Source organism: Nocardia sp. NPDC004718, from assembly GCF_053601535.1.
The window spans coordinates 1-22,361 of record NZ_JBSGCA010000067.1 but is presented as its reverse complement, the minus strand read 5'-3'; the positions used below and the strand labels follow the sequence as shown (position 1 = coordinate 22,361).

Here is a 22,361-nt window from a genome sequence, read left to right as displayed (position 1 = left end):
GCGCTGACACCGCACCCCTGGCTCGTTGGAAAACGTCTACTCGACTCGCTGGGGGGATCGGCCGTGGCCTCGGAACCACTTGTTGCTGTACTCGTCCGTGAATCGGATATCCGCGTGGATCTGGACGGCAGTGGGCGCGTGGTACACCACGGTGGCGTCGCCCTCGGCGAGCAGCACCGCGGGAAAGGCGTCCCTCATGATCGACGCGGTGATCCCCTGCAGGAGCGGTGCCGCTACCTGGGGGAAGAGTTTTTCGTACACGCCCGCGAAGCCCTGTATCCCGCCTGGCCCGAGTCCGCTGAATATCCGCCCACCAGGCCCGAGGATGGCTTCCATAGCGGCTTGCTGCGCCTGCATTCGTCCGGTGAGTGTTCTGGCGCTGCCCTGGGCGCTTTGCCGGGTGATCTCCTCGACGAAATCGGCAATCGACAGGTGCTCTTTGGCGATCACGCATTCTTCGGTGGTCCGGTTCCCCGTGGAGTCGACGGGGTAGACGTCGACTTCGAGATCGGTGATCGGGCCACCGCTTCCGTTCTGCACCTTGACTGCCCAGAGTTTCTTATCCAGGGAAAAGGCTGTCACCGAAGCGTCGACGGCCCGGATCCGGTTGGAGAGCTCTGCCGAGACGCCGTTGAGGTGCACGGTGTTGTTGAAGACGTTGTCGCGCCCGGCGCTGTTGCCTGCAGCGTGATTGGTCAGATTGAAAGGCGCGGCGGTCCCGTCTACCGCCGCGCCAAGGGAGGGTGAGGCGGCTCCTGGCCGACCGCCCGCACGCCCGAAATCCGCACGTCCCCGGCGGCCGACACATCGGTGGCCGTAACTCCGCTACCACCCAGGACCGCGACATCGGTGATCTCGATATCGCCGCCCGCTTCCAGCCGAGTCAGTGTCACACCGATGGTCTCCGCGGCTTCAGGAGCGTTCTCGGCGATCTGCCGCAGCAGCTCCTCGGCCAGCCCCCGCAGCTCCTCGTCGTCTCCGGCGCCGGCCTGACCGAGTTTCTTGGCCAGCAACTGCCGCCGCAGGGGCTCCTCCGGCTCAGATTCCACCCCCACGACCTCGGCCTCCACCACTTCGTACCGGCGAGTGATCAGCGCCTTCAGTCCCCCATACAGGTCGACTACGACCTTCTTTCCGGCTTCACGCGCGCCCTCGGACGCGCCCAGCGCCACCGCGGTTGCGATCAATGTCAGCGGTTCCAATTCCTGCCTACCTCCCACTTTCAGCGAAGAACAGCCGCTCGAGCGGCTCGGCACAACGTACCGGAGCGAGTCGACATACCGTATCGATCTCTAAAACGACGTTTTGGAGACCGATAGACTGAAGCAGCGTCTCCCAGGTAGAATGAGTCTCTAAATTCAGTCTCTATATCATCGGATCATAAACGGCCCGCCAAGGTATAGAGACCCTTGGAGGAGATTGCTGTGCCGAGACTGATGTCGGTAGCGCTGACCGAGCCACAGGTACATGCCCGAAAGAAGACCGTCACCCGTCGCAAGGGCTGGCGTGATCTGCACGTCGGTGACCGATTGACCCTGTGCCGCAAGGTCATGGGCCGCCGCCGCGGCGAGCCGCTCGTACGCATCGTCGATGTGGAGGTCGTCTCCGTCCGGCGCGAGCAACTCGACACGATCACGCCGAAGGATGTTCAGTCCGAGGGCTTCCCGGAGATGACCCCGGCACAGTTCATCGACTTCTTCTGTGATTCACACAAGGGCTGCACGCCCGAGAGCGTGGTCACCCGCATCGAGTGGCGCTACCTGGAGCCGGTCGGCGAGCAGGGAACGCTGATATGACCCGCTACGGCTACGGCCGGGTGTCGACCCGAGACCAGAGCACCGATCATCAGGTCGACGCATTGCGAGCCGCTGGGATCGCCGATGAGGACATGTTCATCGAAAAGATCAGCGGCAAGCTGGCCTCCCGCCCCAAACTCGACGCCTTGCGCGCGAAGCTCGTCGCTGGCGACGAAGTGGTGGTGACACGGCTACGGCGCCTAGGCCGCAGCCACCAGGACCTGCTCGACCTGGTGCGGTGGTTCGGCGACAACGACATCGACCTGCTCGTGCTCGAACAGGGCATCGATACCTCCACCCCCGGTGGGCGGCTGATCTTCCACTTCCTCGCCGCCCTGGCCGAATACGACCGGGAGATGATCGTCGAGGGCACCCTCGACGGCCTGGCCGCCGCCAAGGCCCGCGGCCGGGTCGGTGGCCGACCGACGGTCCTGACCCAGGCCCAGCTCGACCAGGCCCAGCGGATGTACGACGAGGACACCCACACCATCGCCGAGATCGCCGACATGTTCGGTGTCGGCCGCTCCACCCTCTACCGCAAGCTGGCCGCGCCCAACACCGACTGCGCACTGCTCATCTACCGCAACAGCAAGACGAAAGTCGACTCGGGCAATCGTCGCTACGGCGAGACCAACGCCTCCGAACGGGTACAACTCGAAGCCGACCGCAAATGGTGGCCGATCGCCGACACTCGCCGTCGGCACCTCAAAGCGCTCGTCTACGTCGTCGACGGCTACGTGAAACGAGTTCGCGCCGTCGACCCGGACGGCCATTGGCAGGCAGACGACCGCGGGTACTGGGACGTCCCCGTCGGCCCGCCACTGTCCGACACCGAGGTCGCCACCCTGTTCGGTGCGCACCTGCAGCTCGGTGAGTGGCGTCTGCCCGTCAAAGGCAAACTCCGCGAATGCATTCCACTCTGACAACCGGAACCAAGAGGCGAGTGAGCATTACCGGCGGTCAGCGCCCGGTTTCGCCGGGCTCTGGCCACGCCACCCCCGATTCGGTGAGTGCGTCCAGGATCCGGCGCACCGTCGCCAGATCCTCGCCCGCGATGGCGGCGAGGTCCTCCGCCGGCCACGGCCCGGACCCGTGCCGGGCGACGATATCGCGGATGGTTCGGGCCGCCTCGAGGTCGTGAGCCTGCTCGGCCATCGGCCGCAGCTCGGCCAGCAGCAGGTCGAACCACTCCGCATCAGCTTCGGGGCGGGTGCCGCGTTCGCGCTCGGCCTGGCGCACCAGACCGTCGAGCGCGGCGGCGAGCTGGCCGATCAGCTCACCGCGCAGCGCGGCGTCCTCGCCCGCACCCATATCCCGAGTGTGCTCCTCGCCCGCCGCCGCGAACAGGGCTGCCGCGCCTCCCTCAGCGGGGAGGCTTGCCTCCAGGTGGTCGGGCTAGGCCAGTCCCGCACCTCACGCTCTCACGGATTCGTGTCGAAAACCGGAATCCTGCGAGGTCACGACCCGGCAGACGGCAGGTGGTCCGTCCGATCCAACTCGAGACCGACCACCCTTAATACCCCTATGGGGTATACGTTGGCACACCCATTGCACCATGAATTTCCGCGCGAAAGTGGCTCGGTCGGTCCGTTTCCAGGCCCCGGGCCTTCCACCCCCATCCGGAGGACAGGGTGGAAGTTTCCAGGGGCAGGGTGGACGCGTCCGGGGGACGGGGTGGAAGGGGAGGACGTCCACCTGGATGTCTGGAAGGTGAGCGGTAGCGCGAGCTGATCGCGAATGCTCCCGCGCGTGCGGTGGCCCGCTGGGATACTTCCGGGATGGGGTATGAGGCTGTCCGGGGGACCGGCCGCAGGGGACGCAAATTGGGCGGGCACACGGTGCGCGGGTACGGGCGTTTCACCGACCGGCCCGCACCCCGCCCGCGGCGGCGGTCCATCTACTTTCACGGCCACCGCAGTGGGTCTGCCGATCCGATCCTGTTGGTCGGCGCGCTGGTCCTGGGTGGTGTGGTCTTCCTGCTGGTCGTGCTGACCCTCACCCACGCCCACGCTCCCAGCCGGCCGAACGACACCACACCAGTGCCACATTCGACCCCCGCGCCCGCGGTTGCGCCGCAACTGGTCCGGCCCACGGTCGCCGCGCCGCAGTCGTGCTTCCCGTTCCAGGCGTCCTGCCCCTGACCGCACGCAGCGGCCCCCGGGTTCATCGCTGCTGGTCGGGAAGTTGTCGGCGTCGGGGCGGCAAAACGCGCTGGCTGCGGCGTTGAAGGAGTACGGGGCCTTACGTCGTACGATCTACGCCGCTCGCTAAGCGCGTGGACCGACTCGCCCCTGTTTCTACGCGCACGAGGGTACGGTCCGGTCGCGGCATCTGGAGGACCAAACAGAACAAATGTGGTGCCTGACACTGGCGACCAATGCCGTAATCGCCTGGACGACAGAGTATTACGGGCTCGCGGTGGAACAGATGCGGCGCCAGGGCCGCCGGGTGGATGACGAGGTGCTGGCCCACGTGTCTCCGGCGCACAGCGAGAACATCAACTTCTTCGGCGCTATCGAGGTCGACATCGACGCCGAGCTGGCGCAGCTCGGGCCGACCGGCTATCGACCCCTACGAATGCGCGACACACTGTTCTGATATCTGACATCACCGGCCCTGCTTGACATCCAGCTGTGGCCTTTCGAACCGCGCGCTATGGCGGCTATTACAGCTCACTCGGGCTGCCTATCGCCAGCATGTCGGCCAGGCGGCCGAACTGCCCGCCCGGCAGCATGGGCGAGCGCCGCGGAGGCCTACAAATTATCCGCAGCGACCTCGTAGATGATCTCGAGCCCGTCCTCGTCGTCGCATTGCTGTCCCACCTCGACGAAGCCGTACTGCGATGCCAACCGATACGAGGCCAGGTTGTCGGGGCTGATGCTGACCCGAACCGTTGTGACCCGCGGCTCTCGAGCAGCGCGCCGCAACAAGGACTCCAGCGCTGCGCGCGCATAACCACGTCGCCGGTACCCGGGGTTGACGGCGTAACCGATTTCCACCATCCCCGATCCGTCGGGAAGCCCGTGAAAGCCAGCCCTGCCCACCGCCAGTTGCTCCTGTTCGTCCCAGATGACGCCGGTGACCCACCCCGCGCTGGCCGGTTCCTTCTGGACTTGTGCGCTACGCATCCGCCACAGCCGTCGCCAGTCCGGTCCCGCGAAGTGAACTGTCAGAGGAACCGGGCTGGCCGTGTTCGCCGCCGCAAGGTCGCCTTCGGCGAGCGCCTCGAACGTCGCGCGGTTCAAGTGCACTATGCGCACCCGCGGAATAGGACGGCCTTGATCCGAAGGGACAACCCGATGGTGAGACATCCGGCAAACGTCCCAGATGTCCACGGCTCGCGCACCCGAATACCGAGCCCGTACCCCTTCCCGGCATCCCGCCATGCAATTGAGTGCGTTCGCCGGACACACCCAGGCGCGCGCCGGATGCTCGCCGATGGCGTCAAACTTCACCGATGGCCGACGTCACGATCCAACCAGCGTAGCCAAGGTGGCGACACGCATTCTCACAAACGTTCGGATGCGAGAGTTCTGCGACAGCCCCGGATCGACCACCGAACCCGCAGGCCACTATTCGCAAAACTCCTCTCGAAACCCGCCCCTTGTGCGAGATACTTCTGAGTGAGCGTCCGGGAACTCTCGTCGGCTATCGCTGAGGGTGCGTTGCCGGTGGGTTCGTTCGTGGTGGTTTCAGTCGCGAGCGCCGCCCGCAGCCGATCCCACCCGATGCGGTCACCGCGGATCAGACCACCGATCTCCTCATCGCCGATCTGCGGATCGGTGACGATAGCAAGCAGCTCGTCCAGCAGAGTTTGGCGGTCCTCGCCGGATTTGCCGCGTTCGGCCAGCTCGTGGCGCATGCGCCGCTCCGCCTGGCCGAACTTCGCCGAGATCGCCTGATCGAACAGCGACACCACCTCATCGAGCACGTCGGTCGCCGATTGCGCCAGCACCGTCAACAGGATCGGATACCGGCGCTGTGGCTCTCGCCGCTCGAGGGCCTGCGGGGTCAATCGGCGGCCCATCGTGGCCAGGAACCGGCGACGCTCGGCGGGCAGCACCGACATATCGAGGCGGTCCGCGCCCATCCCGCGCAGGAACCCCAGTCTTTCGACCTCGGCCCTCACCCCCTGCGCCGACGCATCCACCGGGCCGGTCGACAGCCACCGCAACCGCGACACCCCGAGTGAGGGATCGGTGACCAGCAGCGCGTCCAGCTCAGTGCACCGCTCGGTGGTGAACTCGTGCGCGAGCCGGTCATAGGTTTCGGTCTGGGCCTGGTGGCGGGCGTGTGCCACTCGTTCGACCACCGTGACCGGGCCCAGCCGAATCACCCGCGCCGAGATCAAATACTCGCAACCCAGCCGGAACAGCAGCGTGGGGAATCGTGTTCCATCGCCCGCGCCAGCAGGAACTCGTCCAACTCCTTCGACTCCAGCATCCCGGCCGACCGCCAGCCCAGATACTGAGCGGCCAGCCGCACATGCTCGGTACGGGTCTTGGCGCGCTTGCCGTACGAGCCGATCTCCACTGGATCCACCCGAAGCTGTCCGGCGAGCCGGGCCACCGCCACCGGCGGTGCCGTGGTCAACCGGTCTGGCACGAACCCCAGCCACGGCAACGTGCACAACGCGACCGCCAGCCCCAACCGATCCGCCGGACCCCGGCCGCGGCCCGGATCCACGAATGCCAGATCAGCTGGAGTCAGCGTGAAGAACCGGAACAACTCCTCCCGGCTGATCTCCGGGAACCCCCGCAGACGCTCCAACTCCTCATCCGCGAACACCCGCGTCGCCACGAACCCCAACCTCCAGCACGCCGATCAACCCTCATCGGCAGCCAAGCCAAGCACCAACCACCCAACCCCGCACCCAAACACAAAAACCCCGCTCTACCAGCCCGCTACGCCATATCCGCCCGAAATTCGGCCGATACTACGGCGACCCCTGGTTCCACCGCCGCGGCCGCCTCACGACCACCCCCGCCCCCGAACCCGAGCGGGTCGACGCGGGGGCTCCGTGACGGGTCATTCGTCGCGCGAGCCGCCGCCCGGCCGGTCCCGCCCCGGGAGCAGGGTGCGCAGCATCGCCTCGAACCGGTCCGCCGTCGGCGGGGTGTCGATGAGCAGGGCCTGCAGCAGCAGCCCGTCGACCGCGCCGACGACGACGTCCACCAGGTTCGGGTCCGCGGTGTAGCGGCGGGCGAAGTCGGCGACGGCGGCCATCCACCGGTGCGTGGGGCCGCGCAGCGCGCGGTCGCGGGCGGCGAGCAGGTAGAGCTCGTACTCCGCCAGCAGCCGGTCCGGTCGAGCGGCCACCTCGGCCATCAGCTCGGCCAGCGTGCGCAGGCTGTCCGCGCCACCGTCGGCGGCCTCGGCGAGCCGGCGCATCCGCTCGGCGTCCTGGTCCATGCACGCGGTGAGGGCGGCGTTGAGCAGGTCGTCGATGCCGGCGAAGTAGTAGGCCGCGGCCGTGGCCGGCTGGCCCGCCTCCCGGGAGACGGTGCGGTGGCTGACGCCGGCCAACCCGTCCCGCGCCACCACGCGCAGCGTGGCGTCGATCAGCTCCTGTTTGCGGCGCTCGCCCTTGAGCCTGCGCCCGTCGGTGGATGGCTCGTTCAGGTGTCCACCTCGCTGTGCGGTGTCCGGCGCTACGACGATAGCGGGTCGGTCACCCGGCGACGTCACCCGCGAGCTCCGGCCGCCCGGAGACCGCTGCCAGCGTCCGCCGGCCCGACAGCGCGACGACCAGCTCGACCGCGCCCGCGACGATCGCGACGACGAAACCGCCGCGCGGGCCGTGGGTGTCCACGGCGCTGCCGGAGACCGCCGCACCGAGCGCGACGCCGATGCTCAGCCCGGTGATAGCCCACGTCATCCCCTCGGTGAGCCGGGCGACGGGGACGATCTTCTCCACCAGTCCCATCACGACGATAATCGTGGGCGCGAAGAAGACGCCGGCGAAGAACACTGTCACGGCGAGCCCGAGTACGTCGGACACGAGCAGCAACGGCACCGTCGTGACCGCCGTGCCCAGCACGCCGAGGACCAGCAGGCGGTCCAGCGGGACGCGGAGCTTCAGCCCGCCGAACACCAGGCCGGCGACGGCCGAGCCGACGGCGTACACCGACACCACCAGACCGGCCGCGGCCGGGTGTCCCTGCTCGTTGGCGAAGGCCACGCTGATCACGTCCACGGTGCCCACGATGGTGCCGCCCGCGATGAGGACCAGCACCAGCAGGACCAGTCGCGGGTTGCGGATCGCCGACGAGGCGGAGGCCGTGCCCGCGTCGTGGATCGGCGGCTCGGTGTGGCGCTGCGCGGTGAACAGCAGCACGCCGACGGCGAGCAGTCCGACGGCCACGACCGGTCCCGCCTCGGGGAAGACCGTCGTGGACAGCGCGACGGACAGGGCGGGGCCGACGACGAAGGTCAGCTCGTCGACCACCGATTCGAAGGAGAACGCGGTGTGCAGGTGCGGCGAGTCGCGGTACAGCTCCGACCAGCGGGCCCGGACCATCGCGGCCATGTTGGGCATGCACCCGGCGGGTACGGCGCAGACGAACAAGGTCCACGTCGGTGCGTCGTAGTGGGCGCACAGCAGCAGCACGCCGAGGGCCACGACGCTGACGCCGGCCGCGGGCAGCAGGACCCGGCTCTGCCCGCGCCGGTCGACCAGCCGGGAGACCTGCGGCCCCAACAGGGCCGTGGACAGGGTGAAGACGGCGGACACCGCGCCCGCGAGCCCGTACTCGCCGCGCAGTTGCGACAGCATCGTGATGATGCCGATCCCGGTCATGGGCAGTGGCGTCCGGGCGAGGAACCCGGCCGCGGTGAAAGCCAGGGCGCCGCGCGCGGAGAACAGCTCGCGGTAGGGGTTGGCCATGGGAACGTCCCTCGGTGGTGGTCCGGGGGCTCTCCACCCCCGGACAAACAAATTGAACACTCGTTAGAGTTTCTATCACAGGTCCTCGACCGCCGTACCGAGGTCGTCGAGCACGACCGGGTACGGCTTGTGCCCCTCATCTGTCCCGATTCCCGCTCGGGGCACCACGACGACCCGCGGCGAACCGGGCAACTGCCCGCTGTAGAGGCACAGGGTGAACGCCAGGTTCGCGATCATCCCGCGGTAGTCCTCAGTGGACTCCACCAGCACGATGTTGCACCCGTCCCGGTGGACCCGCACCCGCGCGTGGTGGACCGAGGAGCGCAACCAGTCGCCCAGCACGCAGTTCCCCGCGTAGTCGACGAGCCGGATCTCCGGCCGGGCCGCGAGGATCTTGCCCAGCCCCTCCCCCGGCCACTCGGGCGCGAGGCACACCAGGTCGGGGTCGAACCCGCGGGCCGCGAGCACCTCCCGGGCGGTCCGCACGGTCGCCGCCAGCGGCAGGACCGCCGCCCGGTGCGGTTTGACCAGCACCGGGTTGCCGGCGGCCAGCGAGGCGAACAGTCCGGGGTAGCCGTGCCACACCGGGAAGGTGTCGCTCCCCAGCACCTGGGCGATGCCGACCGGCACCACCCGGAACTCCTTCACCATCACCGACCGTCCCCGCGCCCACCGGGCCGTGGCGGGCACCCGGACCTGCTCGGCCAACGCCTGGGCCACGGCCTCCAGCCCACGGTCCAGCGCATGTGCCGAGCCGGCGTGCAGGCCCATGGGGAAACCACGCCCGCTGGTGTGCATGGCGATGTGCGCGAACTCCACCGCGCGCTCCTGGAGCCGCTGCAGGATCTCCACGCACACTTCGGCCCGGGTCGACGGTCCGGCGGCCCGCCAGCCGGGCAGGGCGGCCCGCATGGCGGGCAGCAGCACGTCCGGATCGACATGGGGGTAAGTGAGCGTCCGGGAACTTCGGTCACGCTCGGGTGAGTCGGCGTGACATGGTCATGATGGTGGCGATGTAGACCATGGCTTCGTGGTGGTCGGGTCGGGTTTCGTAGTCGCGGACGCAGCGGCGGTGTTTGCTGATCCAGGCCAGTGTTCGTTCCACGACCCAGCGGCGCGGCAGCACGACGAAGCCAGGATCGGTGCGTTTGACGATCGTGACGGCCATGTTCAGGACCTGCTGCGCCCAGGTCACCAGCCTGCCCGTGTACCCGGCATCGGCCCAGGTCAGTGTGATGGTGGAGAACAACGCCCGCAGCCTCGCCAGCAGCGGGTGAGCGCCGTCGCGGTCCTGGGTGCTGGCGGCGGTGACCACGACCGCCAGCAGCAGACCCATGGTGTCGGTGGCGATATGGCGTTTGCGGCCGCCGACCTTCTTGCCGTTGTCCCGTCCGCGCGAGGCGGCGGGCACGGTGTCGGCGCCTCGCACCGACTGGGAGTCGATGATCGCCGCTGTCGGGGTGACCCCGCGGCCCGCGCGCGCTCGGATCCGGTCGCGCAGCACGTCAGTAATCCGTTGCCATACACCGGCTTTTGTCCATCGACAGAAAATGTCGTAGACCGTCGTCGGGGGCGGAAAATCTTTGGGCAGCGCCCGCCAGGCGATGCCGCCACGCACCAGGTAGAAGATCGCGTCCAGCACCAGGCGGCGGGGATGTTTCTCACCGCGCCCACCCTTGCCTGCCGTGTTACCCGGCGCCGGCAACAGCGGTTCCAGCAGCGCCCACTGCTCGTCGCTGCACGAGGACGGGTACGCCGGACACGGCGTCGGCGATTCGCCGCGGGCCGGGCATGACGAACACAGACAACTCGGCAATACTGGCACACGAACTCCTGGCAGAACACGGTCTCGACAACCAGTGATCTACCAGGAGTTCGCCATGTTTCCGGCTGCACCACGCCGGACCGAATGTCATTAACCTGCAACCACATTCGCCGACCCGGCACCACTGAAACCACCACGAACGAACCCACCGGCAACGCACCCTCAGCGATAGCCGACGAGAGTTCCCGGACGCTCACTGAGAGACTTCGTCCATGGAGCTGACCCCCGAGCAGGCCGCCGCAGCGGTAGAACATCACCGCTGCCCGAACTGTGACGCTCCCGCCGGCAGCGCCTGCCGGACCCGAAGCGGGAAGACCGCCGCGAAGTACCACACCCCACGCTTCGTGCTGGTGCCCGCACTACGCGAGGAACTCGACGTCCCGGTGCCCGCCGATCGTCGGCCCGGCCGGAACTGGACCCAAGGCCCTGCGCTCACCGTAGTTCCGGCCCCGGTGACCCAGCAGCCGGTGCGGATCGGCTATGCCAGGACATCGACCGCCCGCCAAGAGCTGGCCAGCCAGCTCGAAGCCCTCCGCCGAGCCGAATGCCACAAGATCTTCCACGAGCAGATCAGCACCCGCGTCAGAGTCCGGCCCGAGCTGGAGAAGGCGCTCGCGCTGGCCCACCAATTTACAGAGGCCGCGCCCGGGACACCGGTCATCTTCACCGTCCACGAGCTCAAGCGCCTGGCCCGCAACGCCGCCGAGCTGATGACGCTGTCCGCCGAACTCCAGACCGGCGGCATCCAGCTCGAACTGCTCACCGGCCCGCTCACCGGTATCTACGACCCCAACGGCATAGGTGCGATGTTCTTCGCGGTCCTGGCCGTCGCCGGGCAGATCGAGCGCAACTACATCCGGGAAAAGACTCTCGAGGGCCAGGTCATCGCCGCCTCCAAGGGCAACCACGGCGGCCGTCCCAAAGTCATCGACGACGACTCGCTCACCTTCGCCCTCGCCTTGAAAGACAGGGGCGTCCCCGTCCCAGCCATCGCGAACAAGCTCACCATCAAAACCGGGAAGAACGCGGGCAAGCATCCATCCGTCGCCTCTCTCTACCGGGCACTCGCAGAAACCGGACACACCGCCGCAGACGACGGCGTGGCGATCCGGCCCAAACCCGCCCGGATCCGGCGCCCCGGCGATCCGTTGACGCCCGAAGAAGCCGATCTCCGCGAACGCCTCCAGGCCCAAGTCCTTCAGCGCCCCAACGACCAGTGAGTCAGCAGCGCCCTCCCTGACCAGGGGTTACGCCAAATCCGTTGTTTTTCGGCGATTACTACCGGAACCCCAAGAGGTGTCGGGAGCGCCATCCCGGCCCGGATCTCCGAAGGTTTTATCTGGCGCTCGCGCCGCTATGTCCTCGACGTGCGCGACGAGGGGTCGGCGGAACGGGCGAGGATGTTGGCGGTCGTAGCCGTGATTGTCCGGCTGCCGATAGTGTGCCTCCATGACTCGGGGTGAGGGTGTTGAGCGCATCGGTGGGGATTTCGAGGGCCGCGGCTGGGGTGCCACGCGCTTCTGGGTGGAAAAGCAACTGGCCGAGTCGGAGTACATCGACAGTGTCGAGCGGTTGCGGGGCGGGTGGACCTCGCAGATGCGACGTCTGCGCATCGGCGGGCCGGGCGGTCGCCGCTGGCTGGTGCTGCGGTCCTTCGTCAAACCCTTCTACGTCCGACATGCCGAGGGCCTGCTGTCGCGGGAAGCGGGGGTTCTGCGTCTGCTCGGCGGGACCGACATCCCCGCGGCCACACTGGTCGGCGTGGATGCGACGGCACAGTACTGCGACCGGCCGTCGCTGCTGATGTCGCTGCTGCTCGGGAGTATTCGCCTGACCGATCAGGCAGTCGACCGGCGAGCCGACCTGCTGGCCGGCCAATTGCTGTGTATCCACCGGCTGCGGGTCACCGAGGTGACCCGTCCCCGCGACTATCAGGCGTGGACCGCGCCCGAGCGGGTCAGCCCGCCCACGTCCCGACGGCCTGAGCTGTGGCAGCGGGCTGTGGACGTCATCCGCCGCGAACCGCCGCGTTACCGGCCCTGTTTCCTGCATCGGGACTTCCACCCCGGCAATGTCTTGTTCGACGGCGGCGGCGATGATCTGCGGATCAGCGGCGTGGTCGACTGGGTGGAAACCTCTTGGGGGCCTGCCGATCTGGACGTGGCCCACTGCTCGACGGCCTTGGCCCTGCTGCACGGCGTTGCGGCCGGCATGGGTTTCGCCGACCGATACGCCGCGGCCGGAGGAACGCTGGCCGATGAGCCCGCGGCTCATCTGTACTGGCGGCTGCTGGACGCTCTGGCCTTCGCCCCAGACGCCGAGAAGGTCGCGGTACCGTGGCGTGAATTGGGCCGCGTCGACCTCACTCCCGACGTGCTGTCCGTCCGGCTCGAGCGGTACATCCAGGCTCTCTTCGACCGGTACGCCTGAATCTCCTACAACGGCCGCGTCGCTGACACCTCCTTCCTTCTGTCCGCAACGAAGAGACAGGCGGACAGAAGGAGGTTCGGCATGCACGTGCAGGCGTTTCGGAGCCCGTTCTGGACCGGCGGAGCGACTCGGCACGCGACTACCAGCGACGAATCCCCAGCCTGGACCACTCACATCGTTGGTGCACAGCCCGATCCGGCGAATCGCAGACTACCGATGTTCGGCCAGGCCGGCCTCGTGGTGTTCGCGATCGGCCGCCGAAGCACGAACGCGCTCGGAAGGCCACTGCTCCCTGTCGTGCTGCCTCTCGTCCACTCCGCAGCAACGTGACTCAGGAATCATACGCTCGTTAACGGCAGTTCAGTTCAATTGGACCCGAGTGCCGCTTCCAGATCCAAGTCCTTCAGCGCCCCAAACGACCAGCGAGTCAGCAGCACCCTCTCTGACCAGGGGTTACGCCAAATCCGTTGTTTTTTCGGCGATTACTACCGGAACCCCTGAAGCCATCCAGGTCCGTTTGTCCTGGGCGGTAGCAGGGTTGGCTATCTGTTCCGCTTCCCTGGAAGTGGAACATCTCGAAAGCGGTTCCGGATCGGTCGATAATTGGACAGTGGTCCAGATTTCGACCTGGGTCGATCCGGTTGCCCCTCGTTCCAGAAGTTGTTCCACTGGATACAGTCGGGGCGTGTTCCAGAACCCACGTGCGGAACCGATTTCCGGTATGGTTTCGCCATGGTGGCGGTGGATCAGCACCCGGCGGGTGGTTGGGATCTCGGCTATGCCCGCGTGAGCTCGACCAAACAGAGCCTGGATCGCCAGCTGGCCGCGCTGGTCGACGCCGGGATTCCGGATCCGCGGATCTATGTCGACAAAAGGACCGGCGCGACCGTCGACCGGCCCGGTCTGACCAAGCTACTGGCCTACGCCCAGCCGGGGGATCGGATCGTGGTGCACACCCTGGACCGGTTGGGCCGCAACCTGCGGGAGGTGCTGAACCTCATCCACGATCTGCGTGAGCGCGGAATCGGGGTGAGGTCGCTGGCGGACCCGGTGCGGATCGACACCGCCGACGAGGGCATGGGCCGGGTGGCGGTGCTGCTGCTGGCGTTGTTCGCGGAGATGGAGCGCACCTTCACCGCCGAGCGGGCCGCGCACGCGCGCGCGGTCGCCGAGGCGTCGGGTCGGCGCGTCGGCCGACCGGTTGCCCACCCCGACGACAAGATCGAGTACGCACGGTTACTGCGGCGGGAGAACAAGTCCCTGGCCGAGATCGCGGAGAAGACCGGGATCCCGAGAACTTCGTTGCATCGCTATCTCCGATCAGCAGCGACCGCGGTGTCGCTGGTCACCGGTACCGCGGTCGGCGGCGACGGTGCGGCCACTGGCTAGTCCATGGAATCTCCTGCAGCACAAGTGGTCCGCCTGTACGAGGTGGATCCGACCACGGTCACGACCGAACGCAAGCTGGCCGGTGGTGCGTTTCGGGTGTCGGCGGGAGGGTGGCGATCGGGCGCATCGCCCGCGAGCACCGGCTGCGTAATGCCCGGTGGCAGGCGTACGTCGAGACCGATCACATCATCTCGTGCGGACCGTGGAACACCGTGCAGAATGCGATTGGTTGGGTTGCTGGACTGGCGGCAGGACCAGGCCGCGACAGCGCGAGACCGCTTTCCCGAACAGGTGCCCGGGCCTGCACCTGTTGCAGCGGTGAGACCCGATTGAGCAACGGCGTGACCAGGGCCTTGGCCCGGGTCCTGAACGATCTGAAACGCCTGACCAGCAAAGGAATGGAGGCCTGGCGAGACACCGAGGAAAACGTGACTGGCCTTGTCAGGCGAGATGTCGATGAGAAGGTGCACCTCGACCAGCACGGCGGGCACGAGGTCGACGAAGCAGGTCAGGGACTGAGAGCGCCGGAACACGCGGGGACGCCCCCCGGTGAGGCAAATTCACCCCAGCGATACGGCCCGTTCCAGAACGAGACCGCGCCGGCGCAGATGTGGTTCGGCGATTCCAAGATCGAGTTGACCCCCGGGAGGCCGGTGGCATTCGGTCGCGGCGACATCGATCCCGACGGCAGGTGGCCGCGCCGATACCAGGACGTGGCACCCAGACATGTCACCTTCGGTGTGGAGCCGGATGGACGCGTCTGGCTCGAAGACCACGGGACACCGGGCGGCACCGAAATCGTCCGCCGTGGTATAGCCCCACCTGGACGTCGAGTCCATCTGGATGGGCACGAAAGTATCTTGTTGGGTCAGGATTTCGTCGCATCGCCGAGCATCTTCCATCCGCTTCCCGCAGCGACGTTACCCGACCATGTGGCGCGGGGCCGCGATCTGCTGGCCGATCTGGACCCCGTCCCGGTTGCCGGGATGTTGCGTCCCGATCTTCCTGTCGATCCCGGTTTGGCCGAAATAGCCCGGCTCCAACGGTTCGATGAGCTGCCGACAGTGGTCGACCCGGACCACATCGATGCAGTGGTGGCTTCAGGTGGCCGAGAGTTCTTCCGTGGCGTCACCGATCCAGCACATGTCGAAGATTTCAAGTCAGGGGCATATTTTGCCGGCAAGCCGGCGGAGGGAATCATCTCCGGCAACGGAATCTATGTGACAGATCGGGAAGTCGCCGCACTCGAGTACGCCAAAGGCAGGCCGGAAGGCGTGATCCGCATGGCGCTGCGGCCGGGCGCCCACACGATCCACGCCCGCGACCTGTATCTCGAACAGCAGGCAGTCCTCCACGAATTCAGAAACGAGTTGTCGCAACTGAAAGCGCAACCACAGACTTCCGATGTCGCGGACAAGATAGCCTCGGTACAGGCGCAGTTAGCCGTGCTGTCGGACCAGGGACGGTACGCCGCCGTCCGAGGATACGACGCTTACATGACCAACGGCGGCTTCATGCAGCATAAAGCCGACTACTGGGTGGTCCTGAACCGCTCCGCACTCGTGGTACAACGATGACGCCTCTCCACCACCGGATTCCAGCTCAACGCGAAACTCATACCGACCGGATGGCGCTCGCCGCTCTGCTCAGCACTCCTCGTAGATCACAGCCTGTGGCCACAGTCCCGGCGGAGTGTCCGTTGAGGGTTCGGCTAACCGACGCCCTCATTCGTCCTCGTCGTCCTCGCCTGCGTCTGGGTCACGTAGTTCGCGGATGGCACCGGGGGCCAGGTTCGGGAGAGCAATGCTCAGGACTTGTGGATCAGTTCCGGGAGGGGCACGCGGAGGGCGTACCTTCCCGAATGATCGGGGTTCCAGTAGTTTCGGCGCAGAAAACAACACATATGGCTTGACCAGCAGCGATGGCGTGGTGCCGGTGGAGAATGGCAGGATCCGGTAGCTGAGGCCGGTGTCTGTCCTCTTCGGGCATCGGTCGGACTAGTGGGTCGCCGAAGATCCAACGATGTTCGTGTAGCCGCTGGTCAGTGCCCGTAGAACCAGGGAGGCTCGGCTGGGTGATGTGCAGGCGGACGTAATCTGTTGGCTGACAGGGCTTCAGGTGTGGTTGGCTATGTCCGCGGGGCGGGGCCGCTGGTGATGCGGTGGATGGTGGAGCGGCCGACGCTGTATTCGTTGGCCAGGTCGGCGAGGCTGGCATCGTCGGCGGGGTCGTGGTAGCGGCGGTGGATCGTCTTGCGTGCTGCGAGAGGCAATTTCGGTTGCTTGCCCATGAGGCGGCCTTTCGCGCGGGCCTTGGCCATGCCCTCGCGGGTGCGCAGGTGATTCAGGTTGGCCTCGAATTCGGCGACCATGGCGAGGGTTTGCAGGAACAGCTTGCCGAACGGGTCGGCCCAGTCGTAGATCTGGCTGCCGAGCCCGAACAGCACCTCCCGCTCGCGCAGGCTGGTCAGGATCTCGTCGGCCTCGGCCATGTTCCGTGCGAATCGGTCGAACTTCGTTGTGGTCAGCACCACCTGCCGGTCCGTGACCGCTGCGGCGGCGGAGGTGACCGCGGTGAGCGCGTTGTCCAGGCCGGTGCGGTTGCGGCGGGTGGTGCCGGAGAAGCCTTTGTCGACGAAGATCCGCTCGCGCGGCACCGCGAGGGCGAGCAGCTGCTCGGTCTGGATCTCGACGTCTTGTTCGTCGGTGGAGCAGCGCACGTATCCCACGCGGAAGGGTTCGATCACCGTGCGATCGTTCCATATGACGGGGGTTCACCGGAACAGTTCGCGGAACACCTCTACGGAACACCGTGACCAGGGGCTGAGTTCTGCGACTGTGGTGTTCCGGTGGCCGGTCGCCTTACGGAACACTGTGATCGAGTATGCACGCCATAGTCGGTGGCTTTGCCCGACCCGCGATCTTGCGAAGAACCCGAACGCGGGCTATCCCGACCGTTGCGGGGCAGCGACCGAACAGTCGAGCACACGACCGTCCAAGGTGCCGATCACAAGCCGGTTCGCTCCTACCCGTGCGAGTGAGAGCGGAACGATCCGGTGGCCGTTTACCCGTAGCTGCTGGCGCGTCTGCACCGCGCCGTCCACGGTGCGCAGGATGACCAGTTCGCCCGAGTTGAACGTTACGTAGACGAAATCGGCGTCCACGTCGAGGGAGGTGGCCTGGTGGTCGGCTGTGAAGACCCATTGCGGCTCGCCCGTCGGATACTCGCGGCGGGCCACGAAGGCATTTCCGGCCAACAGCCCAGCGCCGTCGTGAACGGCGCCGGCGTGGACGAGCGCCGGGCCGGCACGGTCATTGAGGTAGGCGCCACAGCCACCGAATAGATGCCCACTGCGCGAGGCGTCCCACTCGAGCGGGAATAGCCGCCGTACCCGCCCGTGCGGCGTGTCGACGGCGACCACCCATTTGTCATGCGAGGGTTTGCTGCCCATTCCTTGCAGGAAGAGCAGGTCCGGGGCGTACCGGATGTCGAAGTAGTGATTGAACAGGTCGTAACGCCCCAGCTGGACTGTGCTCGGGTGCGCACCGTCCGGGTCAACGAGCGTGACCCCTGCGGTCATCGTCGCGGTGTCGTGCTCGGTGTCGCGCAGCGCCCACCGGCCGTCCGCCCGGGACACCATGATCGCGGGAGAGGCCGCCTGGAGGGTCGTCCGGACGGCACCGCCGTTCAGGTCGACCTCCACCACAACACTCGGCTCACTCGTCCATCGGCCGCCGTGGAAGCTGCGTGGGGTCTGTGTCAACGCCAGCGCGGTTCGTCCGTCCGGCAGCGTGTTTACTTGACAGCCCGTGCCGCCCGCGGGCACCTGCCATGCACAGTCTTCGGACGTCGGTGTCCAGCACTCCAGAGCGACGCCTTCGAGTGCAGCGAGAACGCGGCCATCGGCGAGAGCCTGCACCGCCCAAACCGCGCGGCGGGGTGTCCACACGCGTCCTCGTTGCGTGCACAGCCGTTCAACGACAGCGGCAGCGACGGACGGATCAGTTTGAGATGCGTCAGCGTACGGCTCTTCGCCGTAGGGCATGCGCAGCATGCCCACGGTGGCCCGGTCCCAATCATCGCGACGGATGGAACAAGCCAAAGACGTGGTGCCGAACCGTTCCTCGTCCTCGTCGCAGGGAATGGCAAGCACCAGCGCAAGAGTCTCCGGATCCTGCCAAGTGAGCTCCCGAACTTCCCGGGGATAGGCCAGCAGCGACACGGTAGCGCCGGTGGACAGGTCCAACAGAAGCAGCTCGCCTTCATAGGACCATCCGCCGTCGTATGCGCCGGTGCCGATCGCCAACAACGGCAGGGTGGGGTGGAAGGCGAGCGCGTTGACCGGCCAACACGTAGTCAACTGGAACAGACAGGTGAGATCTCCGGAGCGGTAAACCGCCGTCGGATGCCAACCCGGATTCGGCCGTGATCGGCCGGAGACGTCGCGACCGTGCCATTGCGGCCAGGTAAGTGTCCCGCTGACCGCAATGAGCGCTTCCCGAGGCGAGGTCGCAGTGACGCGTGGTTGACCGATCTCGCAGAACGGGCCGACACCCAGCACCCGGTCCACCCGGGCCTCGAACACGCTCACCGGATACCGGCAGACTCGATTCTCTTGATCACGAGGAGATTCTGCTGTCGCGGCCCCCCACATGGCAAGTCACCAGACATCATCGAGCGCTGTTCGCGGCTGGTGGTTGCACCTGGCGATGAGCCAGGACTTGGTCACCCCTCTTCAACGGAGTACTGATGGGTCATGCTCGATAAGGAGACCTTGATCGCCGTCCAGGACCCGCGGCGGCGCTGCTCGGCGTATCCCCCTCGTGAGCCCGAATCCCCTTCCCGGGCGAGGTATCAGGAATGGGTCAGAACAGCGTGTCGCGCACCCGGAGCGGCCGGTATCCGGTCGGGCCGAGCTGGGCCAGCTCGGCTTCGACGTCGACTTCGATGGCGCCGATGAAGTTCACGTTCTCGCTGTGCGCCGGGGAGATGTGTGCCAACACCTCGTCATCGATGCGGCGCCCGGACCGGCGCAACTGATCCACGGCCAAACCGAAATACTCTGTCGTCCAAGCGATGACCGCGTTCGTGGCGAGTGTCAGGCACCACGCCTGTTCGGTCTGGGTCTCGAGGTGCCGTGCCCGGATCATGCCTTCGTGGGCGTAGTGCAGGTCCCGTTTGAGTGCGTGCACCGATTCGCCCTTGTTCAGTTGGCGGGCGATCCGCCGCCGATAGGCAGGATCGGACAAATAGTGGGCGGCGTAGACCGTACGCCGCATAGCCCCGTACTCCTTCAACGCCGCAGCCAGGGTGTTCTGCCTGCTCGACGCGGATAGTTTGCCGACCAGCAACGACGCGGTGGCGTGCCCGAACTTCAGTGACCCGGCCAGCCTGAGCAGGTCGTCGTAGTTCTCGGTGATCAGATCCAGATTGCACCGCCGGGTCAAAAGCGGTCCGGTGTGCGGGAACCGTGCTTGGACTTCCGAGCGGGGGCCGGGCCGGTACAGGGTGATCTTGCCCAGGTCTCGGATCCGAGGCGAGAGCCGCAACCCGAGCAGATCGAACAACGCAAAATTGATCAGCGTGACACCATGAGTATCGGTCGCATGCTCGGTGATCGGCAAATCCTTGGCGTTGCCCAGGATCTCGTCCAGCACGTAGTGCGCTTCGCGCCGCGTCGTGACGATCACCTTCGTGCCATAGGTGGTGTGCTGATCGTTGAGCCACGTGTAGGTGGATAATCCCTGGTCAGCGAAGAATTCCGGGACCTTGCGGGCGGTGGTCGACTTGCCGCGAGTCGGGAACCGCTGCCCGTCCGACGACGACAGTGTGCCCGCGCCGAAGATCGCGGTCAGCGGCAGCCGCGGCCCAGCCGCCAGTGGCGGGCACCGTCTCGGTGTGGTGAGCGTAGCGGCTCCCCCCGACCCGAATCGGCGAGTCGGTCTCAGGCCGCGAGGTCGAACAACGTCAGCGCTTGTTCTTGCCGCGCGGCCGCGTCGAGCATCTCGGCGCGCTCGCGCACCGCGCACGTCGGACCGATTCCCTGGGCGACCGAGTGCTGCGACAGGAGCCAGCCGCCGCAGCGGCGGCAGTGCGCGACAAGTCGCAGCGTGGGCTGAGCGTCGGTGTCGGCCATGTCTTTCCCCTCCGGCCGCGAGTGGCAGGTACGGCCGCAGCCTAATGGGAGTTACCGGGCCAGCCAGTAGGGTAGACTCGGTGCCACGCCCGCAAGGCAGCCATGTTCCAGCTCGCCTCCGTGATGCCCGTTCCCGTCCTCGCCGACCTACTGGGACTGGCCCCACAAACCGCCGTCCGATGGGCAGCACTCTCCGCCCGAGACTGGGGCCAATACACCGCGATCCGGCACGATGGCGTTGCGGCTGTGCGGTAATACGGCAGAAGATCGTATTCGGTGTTCACCCTCGGCCGAGCATGGCCTACCTGCGCAGGCGCTGGATGATTCACCGATGCCGGGAACTCGGCCCACACGTCGACCGTTACGCTCGATTGCATGCGCACACGGCTGCGGAGGCTCCGAGCCGAGGGCCGCACTTTCGTCTGGCGCGCCGAAATCGGGTTCGTGCACGGTGACGGCGTCGATGTCCACCGCTGCATCAACGTCCGCGTGTGGGGTGACGGCAAGAACAGCCGCCCGCTCGTCGCCGATCTGCTCTCCAAAAGCAAGAGCGTGGGTTGGACCCCGGCAGACACCGATGGGGCCTACCCGGACGCCAGCGACATTCGGACACTCATCAATCGCGGCTTAGAACTCGGTTGGCAAGTCGAGGCACGCGGCGGATCGTTTCTGCTGACCGAAAGTTCCGGCCTGGAGCTACCTGGGTTTCTGATCACCGATCGACCGCGGCGGCCGGATGCACCCGATCCGACGGCCCGAGTAATGCAAGCCGACGAATCTCAGGCCAACACAGACTGGCTATGCTGGTGAAATCCGACGTCGATTACCGGCCAACTGCGACGTCGCGCACTGTGGGCGAGACCCGTTGGTATCGGCGAAAACTGACGACGCCTGCTGGCGTGTCTCGTTGCCTCGGCCGGTCTGCGGTCGACAAGGCCTCGCCGCCTCATCCAGTGCTATGGCCGATCCGGCGAAGCGCTTCCCGGACGAGCGGACTCACGCAAAACGTCTCGTCGGGCGCGGAGGCCTCCAGACAAGCCCAGTATTCGAGCCGCTGCGTGAGCCCGGGCGCTTGCGTGGCCTCCCACACCGCAACCAGAGCGTCGACCAACGGCTCGGTTCGCTCCGGCAGATTGTCCTGCGCCAGCGTGATGACCAGTTTGTCCTCGGCCGACTCGAGAACCAGATCCAGCAACAAGAAACTCAGCTCCCAGTCGGCCTTGTGCACGAGCAGCAGACCGACGAATTCCTCGAGACGTGCCGGATCGGATACCTCGATAGGCCAGTCCTGCATCCAGCTCTGGTGCGCGATGTTCGCCAGTTGCGCAACTCGCGACGCCGAATCCCTGCCCGGATAGGTCATGCAGCTGAAGGTAGCCAGCGCAGCGATCTTTGGCGATGAAGTTAGTGCTCCGCCGGGGTCCTTTGGCCGAAACCGTTTGGATGCAACGCATCGACACTCATGGGCACACCGCCGTTCAGTGCGATCACCGACAGTGACCATCCACCTTTGCCGCATCGTGCGCGGTTCGAAACGGGCATGGACGGATGTCAAGTCCGATCGTGACGTCAGTTTTCGCCGATACGGCCGGTAGCTCGTTCCGACCGCCGTCCAAATTCACCGATGAACGACGTCAGGGTTCACCGATGTCGCCACGAACCCCGCCCTCCACCCGCGCCGACCATCCCTGTCATCGTCAAGCCAAGCACTACCAGCACAAACCCGCATCCCGAGCGCGAAACGAGTTCTCCACCAACAGATTACGCATATCCGTTGTTTTTTCGGCGATTCCTACCGGAACCCCTACCCGGCCCGCACCGTTTTCGACTCTCCAGCGGCGTGGGCGCGCAACGCGTCGGCTCGGGGGCCGGAGGGCTTCGGCGAAATTGCTTCTAGAA

20 protein-coding genes and 3 pseudogenes are annotated in these 22,361 nt (G+C 66.6%); 9 read left to right on the top strand and 14 right to left on the bottom strand.

Features of this window, described 5'->3' with window-relative positions; all coding sequences use genetic code 11:
• Positions 1-36: 36 nt before the first annotated feature.
• Both ACWEH3_RS31975 and ACWEH3_RS31970 read right to left on the bottom strand, forming a co-directional pair.
• A complete protein-coding gene (locus ACWEH3_RS31975; RefSeq protein ID WP_450024356.1) occupies positions 37-642 on the bottom strand; it encodes a hypothetical protein in 606 nt (201 codons plus the stop codon).
• Between the two features lie 80 nt (positions 643-722).
• The gene (locus ACWEH3_RS31970; protein WP_450024354.1) at positions 723-1,202 is read right to left on the bottom strand and encodes a hypothetical protein; all 480 of its coding nucleotides are present in this window, start codon (positions 1,200-1,202) and stop codon (positions 723-725) included.
• Positions 1,203-1,424: 222 nt separating this feature from the next.
• On the opposite strand from ACWEH3_RS31970, the gene ACWEH3_RS31965 reads away from it, so the two are divergent.
• Both ACWEH3_RS31965 and ACWEH3_RS31960 read left to right on the top strand, forming a co-directional pair.
• Positions 1,425-1,796 carry a hypothetical protein gene (locus ACWEH3_RS31965; protein ID WP_450024352.1) on the top strand — a complete coding sequence of 124 codons (372 nt, stop codon included), beginning with the start codon at positions 1,425-1,427 and terminating at the stop codon, positions 1,794-1,796.
• On the top strand, positions 1,793-2,719 hold the full coding sequence (locus ACWEH3_RS31960; RefSeq protein ID WP_450024350.1) for a recombinase family protein: 927 nt from the start codon (positions 1,793-1,795) through the stop codon (positions 2,717-2,719). The genes ACWEH3_RS31965 and ACWEH3_RS31960 overlap by 4 nt, the downstream gene beginning before the upstream one ends.
• A gap of 37 nt (positions 2,720-2,756) precedes the next feature.
• Here ACWEH3_RS31960 and ACWEH3_RS31955 read toward each other — a convergent pair whose 3' ends face one another.
• Positions 2,757-3,107 (bottom strand): hypothetical protein, encoded by a 351-nt coding sequence (locus ACWEH3_RS31955; RefSeq protein WP_450024348.1) that lies wholly within the window; start codon positions 3,105-3,107, stop codon positions 2,757-2,759.
• A 467-nt stretch (positions 3,108-3,574) separates the two neighbouring features.
• Between ACWEH3_RS31955 and ACWEH3_RS31950 the strand changes: the two genes are divergently transcribed.
• Both ACWEH3_RS31950 and ACWEH3_RS31945 read left to right on the top strand, forming a co-directional pair.
• Positions 3,575-3,937, top strand: coding sequence for a hypothetical protein (locus ACWEH3_RS31950; protein ID WP_450024346.1), 363 nt, complete (start codon positions 3,575-3,577; stop codon positions 3,935-3,937).
• A 22-nt stretch (positions 3,938-3,959) separates the two neighbouring features.
• Positions 3,960-4,394, top strand: a pseudogene (locus tag ACWEH3_RS31945) (Tn3 family transposase); the annotation flags it as partial.
• 155 nt (positions 4,395-4,549) lie between these two features.
• Here the strand turns inward: ACWEH3_RS31945 and ACWEH3_RS31940 are convergent.
• The 6 genes and pseudogenes from ACWEH3_RS31940 to ACWEH3_RS31915 form a co-directional block, all read right to left on the bottom strand.
• Positions 4,550-5,047: a GNAT family N-acetyltransferase gene (locus tag ACWEH3_RS31940; protein WP_450024380.1), complete on the bottom strand. Its 498-nt coding sequence runs from the start codon at positions 5,045-5,047 to the stop codon at positions 4,550-4,552.
• A gap of 446 nt (positions 5,048-5,493) precedes the next feature.
• Positions 5,494-6,596, bottom strand: a pseudogene (locus tag ACWEH3_RS31935) (DUF4158 domain-containing protein); the annotation flags it as partial.
• A gap of 228 nt (positions 6,597-6,824) precedes the next feature.
• Positions 6,825-7,484 carry a TetR/AcrR family transcriptional regulator gene (locus ACWEH3_RS31930; RefSeq protein ID WP_450024344.1) on the bottom strand — a complete coding sequence of 220 codons (660 nt, stop codon included), beginning with the start codon at positions 7,482-7,484 and terminating at the stop codon, positions 6,825-6,827.
• Positions 7,468-8,682: an MFS transporter gene (locus ACWEH3_RS31925; RefSeq protein ID WP_450024342.1), complete on the bottom strand. Its 1,215-nt coding sequence runs from the start codon at positions 8,680-8,682 to the stop codon at positions 7,468-7,470. The genes ACWEH3_RS31930 and ACWEH3_RS31925 overlap by 17 nt, the downstream gene beginning before the upstream one ends.
• Positions 8,683-8,757: 75 nt before the next feature.
• Entirely contained in the window at positions 8,758-9,609 is an 852-nt protein-coding gene (locus ACWEH3_RS31920) for an aldehyde dehydrogenase family protein (RefSeq protein ID WP_450024340.1), read from the bottom strand.
• A 43-nt stretch (positions 9,610-9,652) separates the two neighbouring features.
• Positions 9,653-10,486 (bottom strand): IS5 family transposase, encoded by an 834-nt coding sequence (locus tag ACWEH3_RS31915; RefSeq protein ID WP_450024378.1) that lies wholly within the window; start codon positions 10,484-10,486, stop codon positions 9,653-9,655.
• Between the two features lie 233 nt (positions 10,487-10,719).
• On the opposite strand from ACWEH3_RS31915, the gene ACWEH3_RS31910 reads away from it, so the two are divergent.
• From ACWEH3_RS31910 to ACWEH3_RS31895, 4 genes are all read left to right on the top strand, one after another.
• Positions 10,720-11,727 (top strand): recombinase family protein, encoded by a 1,008-nt coding sequence (locus ACWEH3_RS31910; RefSeq protein WP_450024338.1) that lies wholly within the window; start codon positions 10,720-10,722, stop codon positions 11,725-11,727.
• Positions 11,728-11,956: 229 nt separating this feature from the next.
• Positions 11,957-12,937, top strand: a complete 981-nt coding sequence (locus tag ACWEH3_RS31905; protein WP_450024336.1) for a phosphotransferase family protein — start codon at positions 11,957-11,959, stop codon at positions 12,935-12,937.
• Between the two features lie 732 nt (positions 12,938-13,669).
• A complete protein-coding gene (locus ACWEH3_RS31900) occupies positions 13,670-14,326 on the top strand; it encodes a recombinase family protein (RefSeq protein ID WP_450024334.1) in 657 nt (218 codons plus the stop codon).
• 110 nt (positions 14,327-14,436) lie between these two features.
• Entirely contained in the window at positions 14,437-15,903 is a 1,467-nt protein-coding gene (locus tag ACWEH3_RS31895; RefSeq protein ID WP_450024332.1) for a hypothetical protein, read from the top strand.
• A gap of 551 nt (positions 15,904-16,454) precedes the next feature.
• Here ACWEH3_RS31895 and ACWEH3_RS31890 read toward each other — a convergent pair.
• The 4 genes and pseudogenes from ACWEH3_RS31890 to ACWEH3_RS31875 form a co-directional block, all read right to left on the bottom strand.
• Entirely contained in the window at positions 16,455-17,072 is a 618-nt protein-coding gene (locus ACWEH3_RS31890) for a recombinase family protein (RefSeq protein WP_450024330.1), read from the bottom strand.
• A gap of 198 nt (positions 17,073-17,270) precedes the next feature.
• A complete protein-coding gene (locus ACWEH3_RS31885) occupies positions 17,271-18,917 on the bottom strand; it encodes a hypothetical protein (RefSeq protein ID WP_450024328.1) in 1,647 nt (548 codons plus the stop codon).
• A 274-nt stretch (positions 18,918-19,191) separates the two neighbouring features.
• Positions 19,192-20,190 (bottom strand): annotated as a pseudogene (locus ACWEH3_RS31880) (Tn3 family transposase); the annotation flags it as partial.
• Positions 20,191-20,270: 80 nt separating this feature from the next.
• Complete coding sequence (locus ACWEH3_RS31875) at positions 20,271-20,462, bottom strand: DUF6011 domain-containing protein (RefSeq protein WP_450024326.1); 192 nt, start codon at positions 20,460-20,462, stop codon at positions 20,271-20,273.
• 375 nt (positions 20,463-20,837) lie between these two features.
• Between ACWEH3_RS31875 and ACWEH3_RS31870 the strand changes: the two genes are divergently transcribed.
• On the top strand, positions 20,838-21,272 hold the full coding sequence (locus ACWEH3_RS31870; protein ID WP_450024324.1) for a hypothetical protein: 435 nt from the start codon (positions 20,838-20,840) through the stop codon (positions 21,270-21,272).
• 136 nt (positions 21,273-21,408) lie between these two features.
• On the opposite strand, the gene ACWEH3_RS31865 is transcribed toward ACWEH3_RS31870, so the two are convergent.
• A complete protein-coding gene (locus ACWEH3_RS31865) occupies positions 21,409-21,825 on the bottom strand; it encodes a hypothetical protein (protein WP_450024322.1) in 417 nt (138 codons plus the stop codon).
• Positions 21,826-22,361 lie beyond the last annotated feature (536 nt).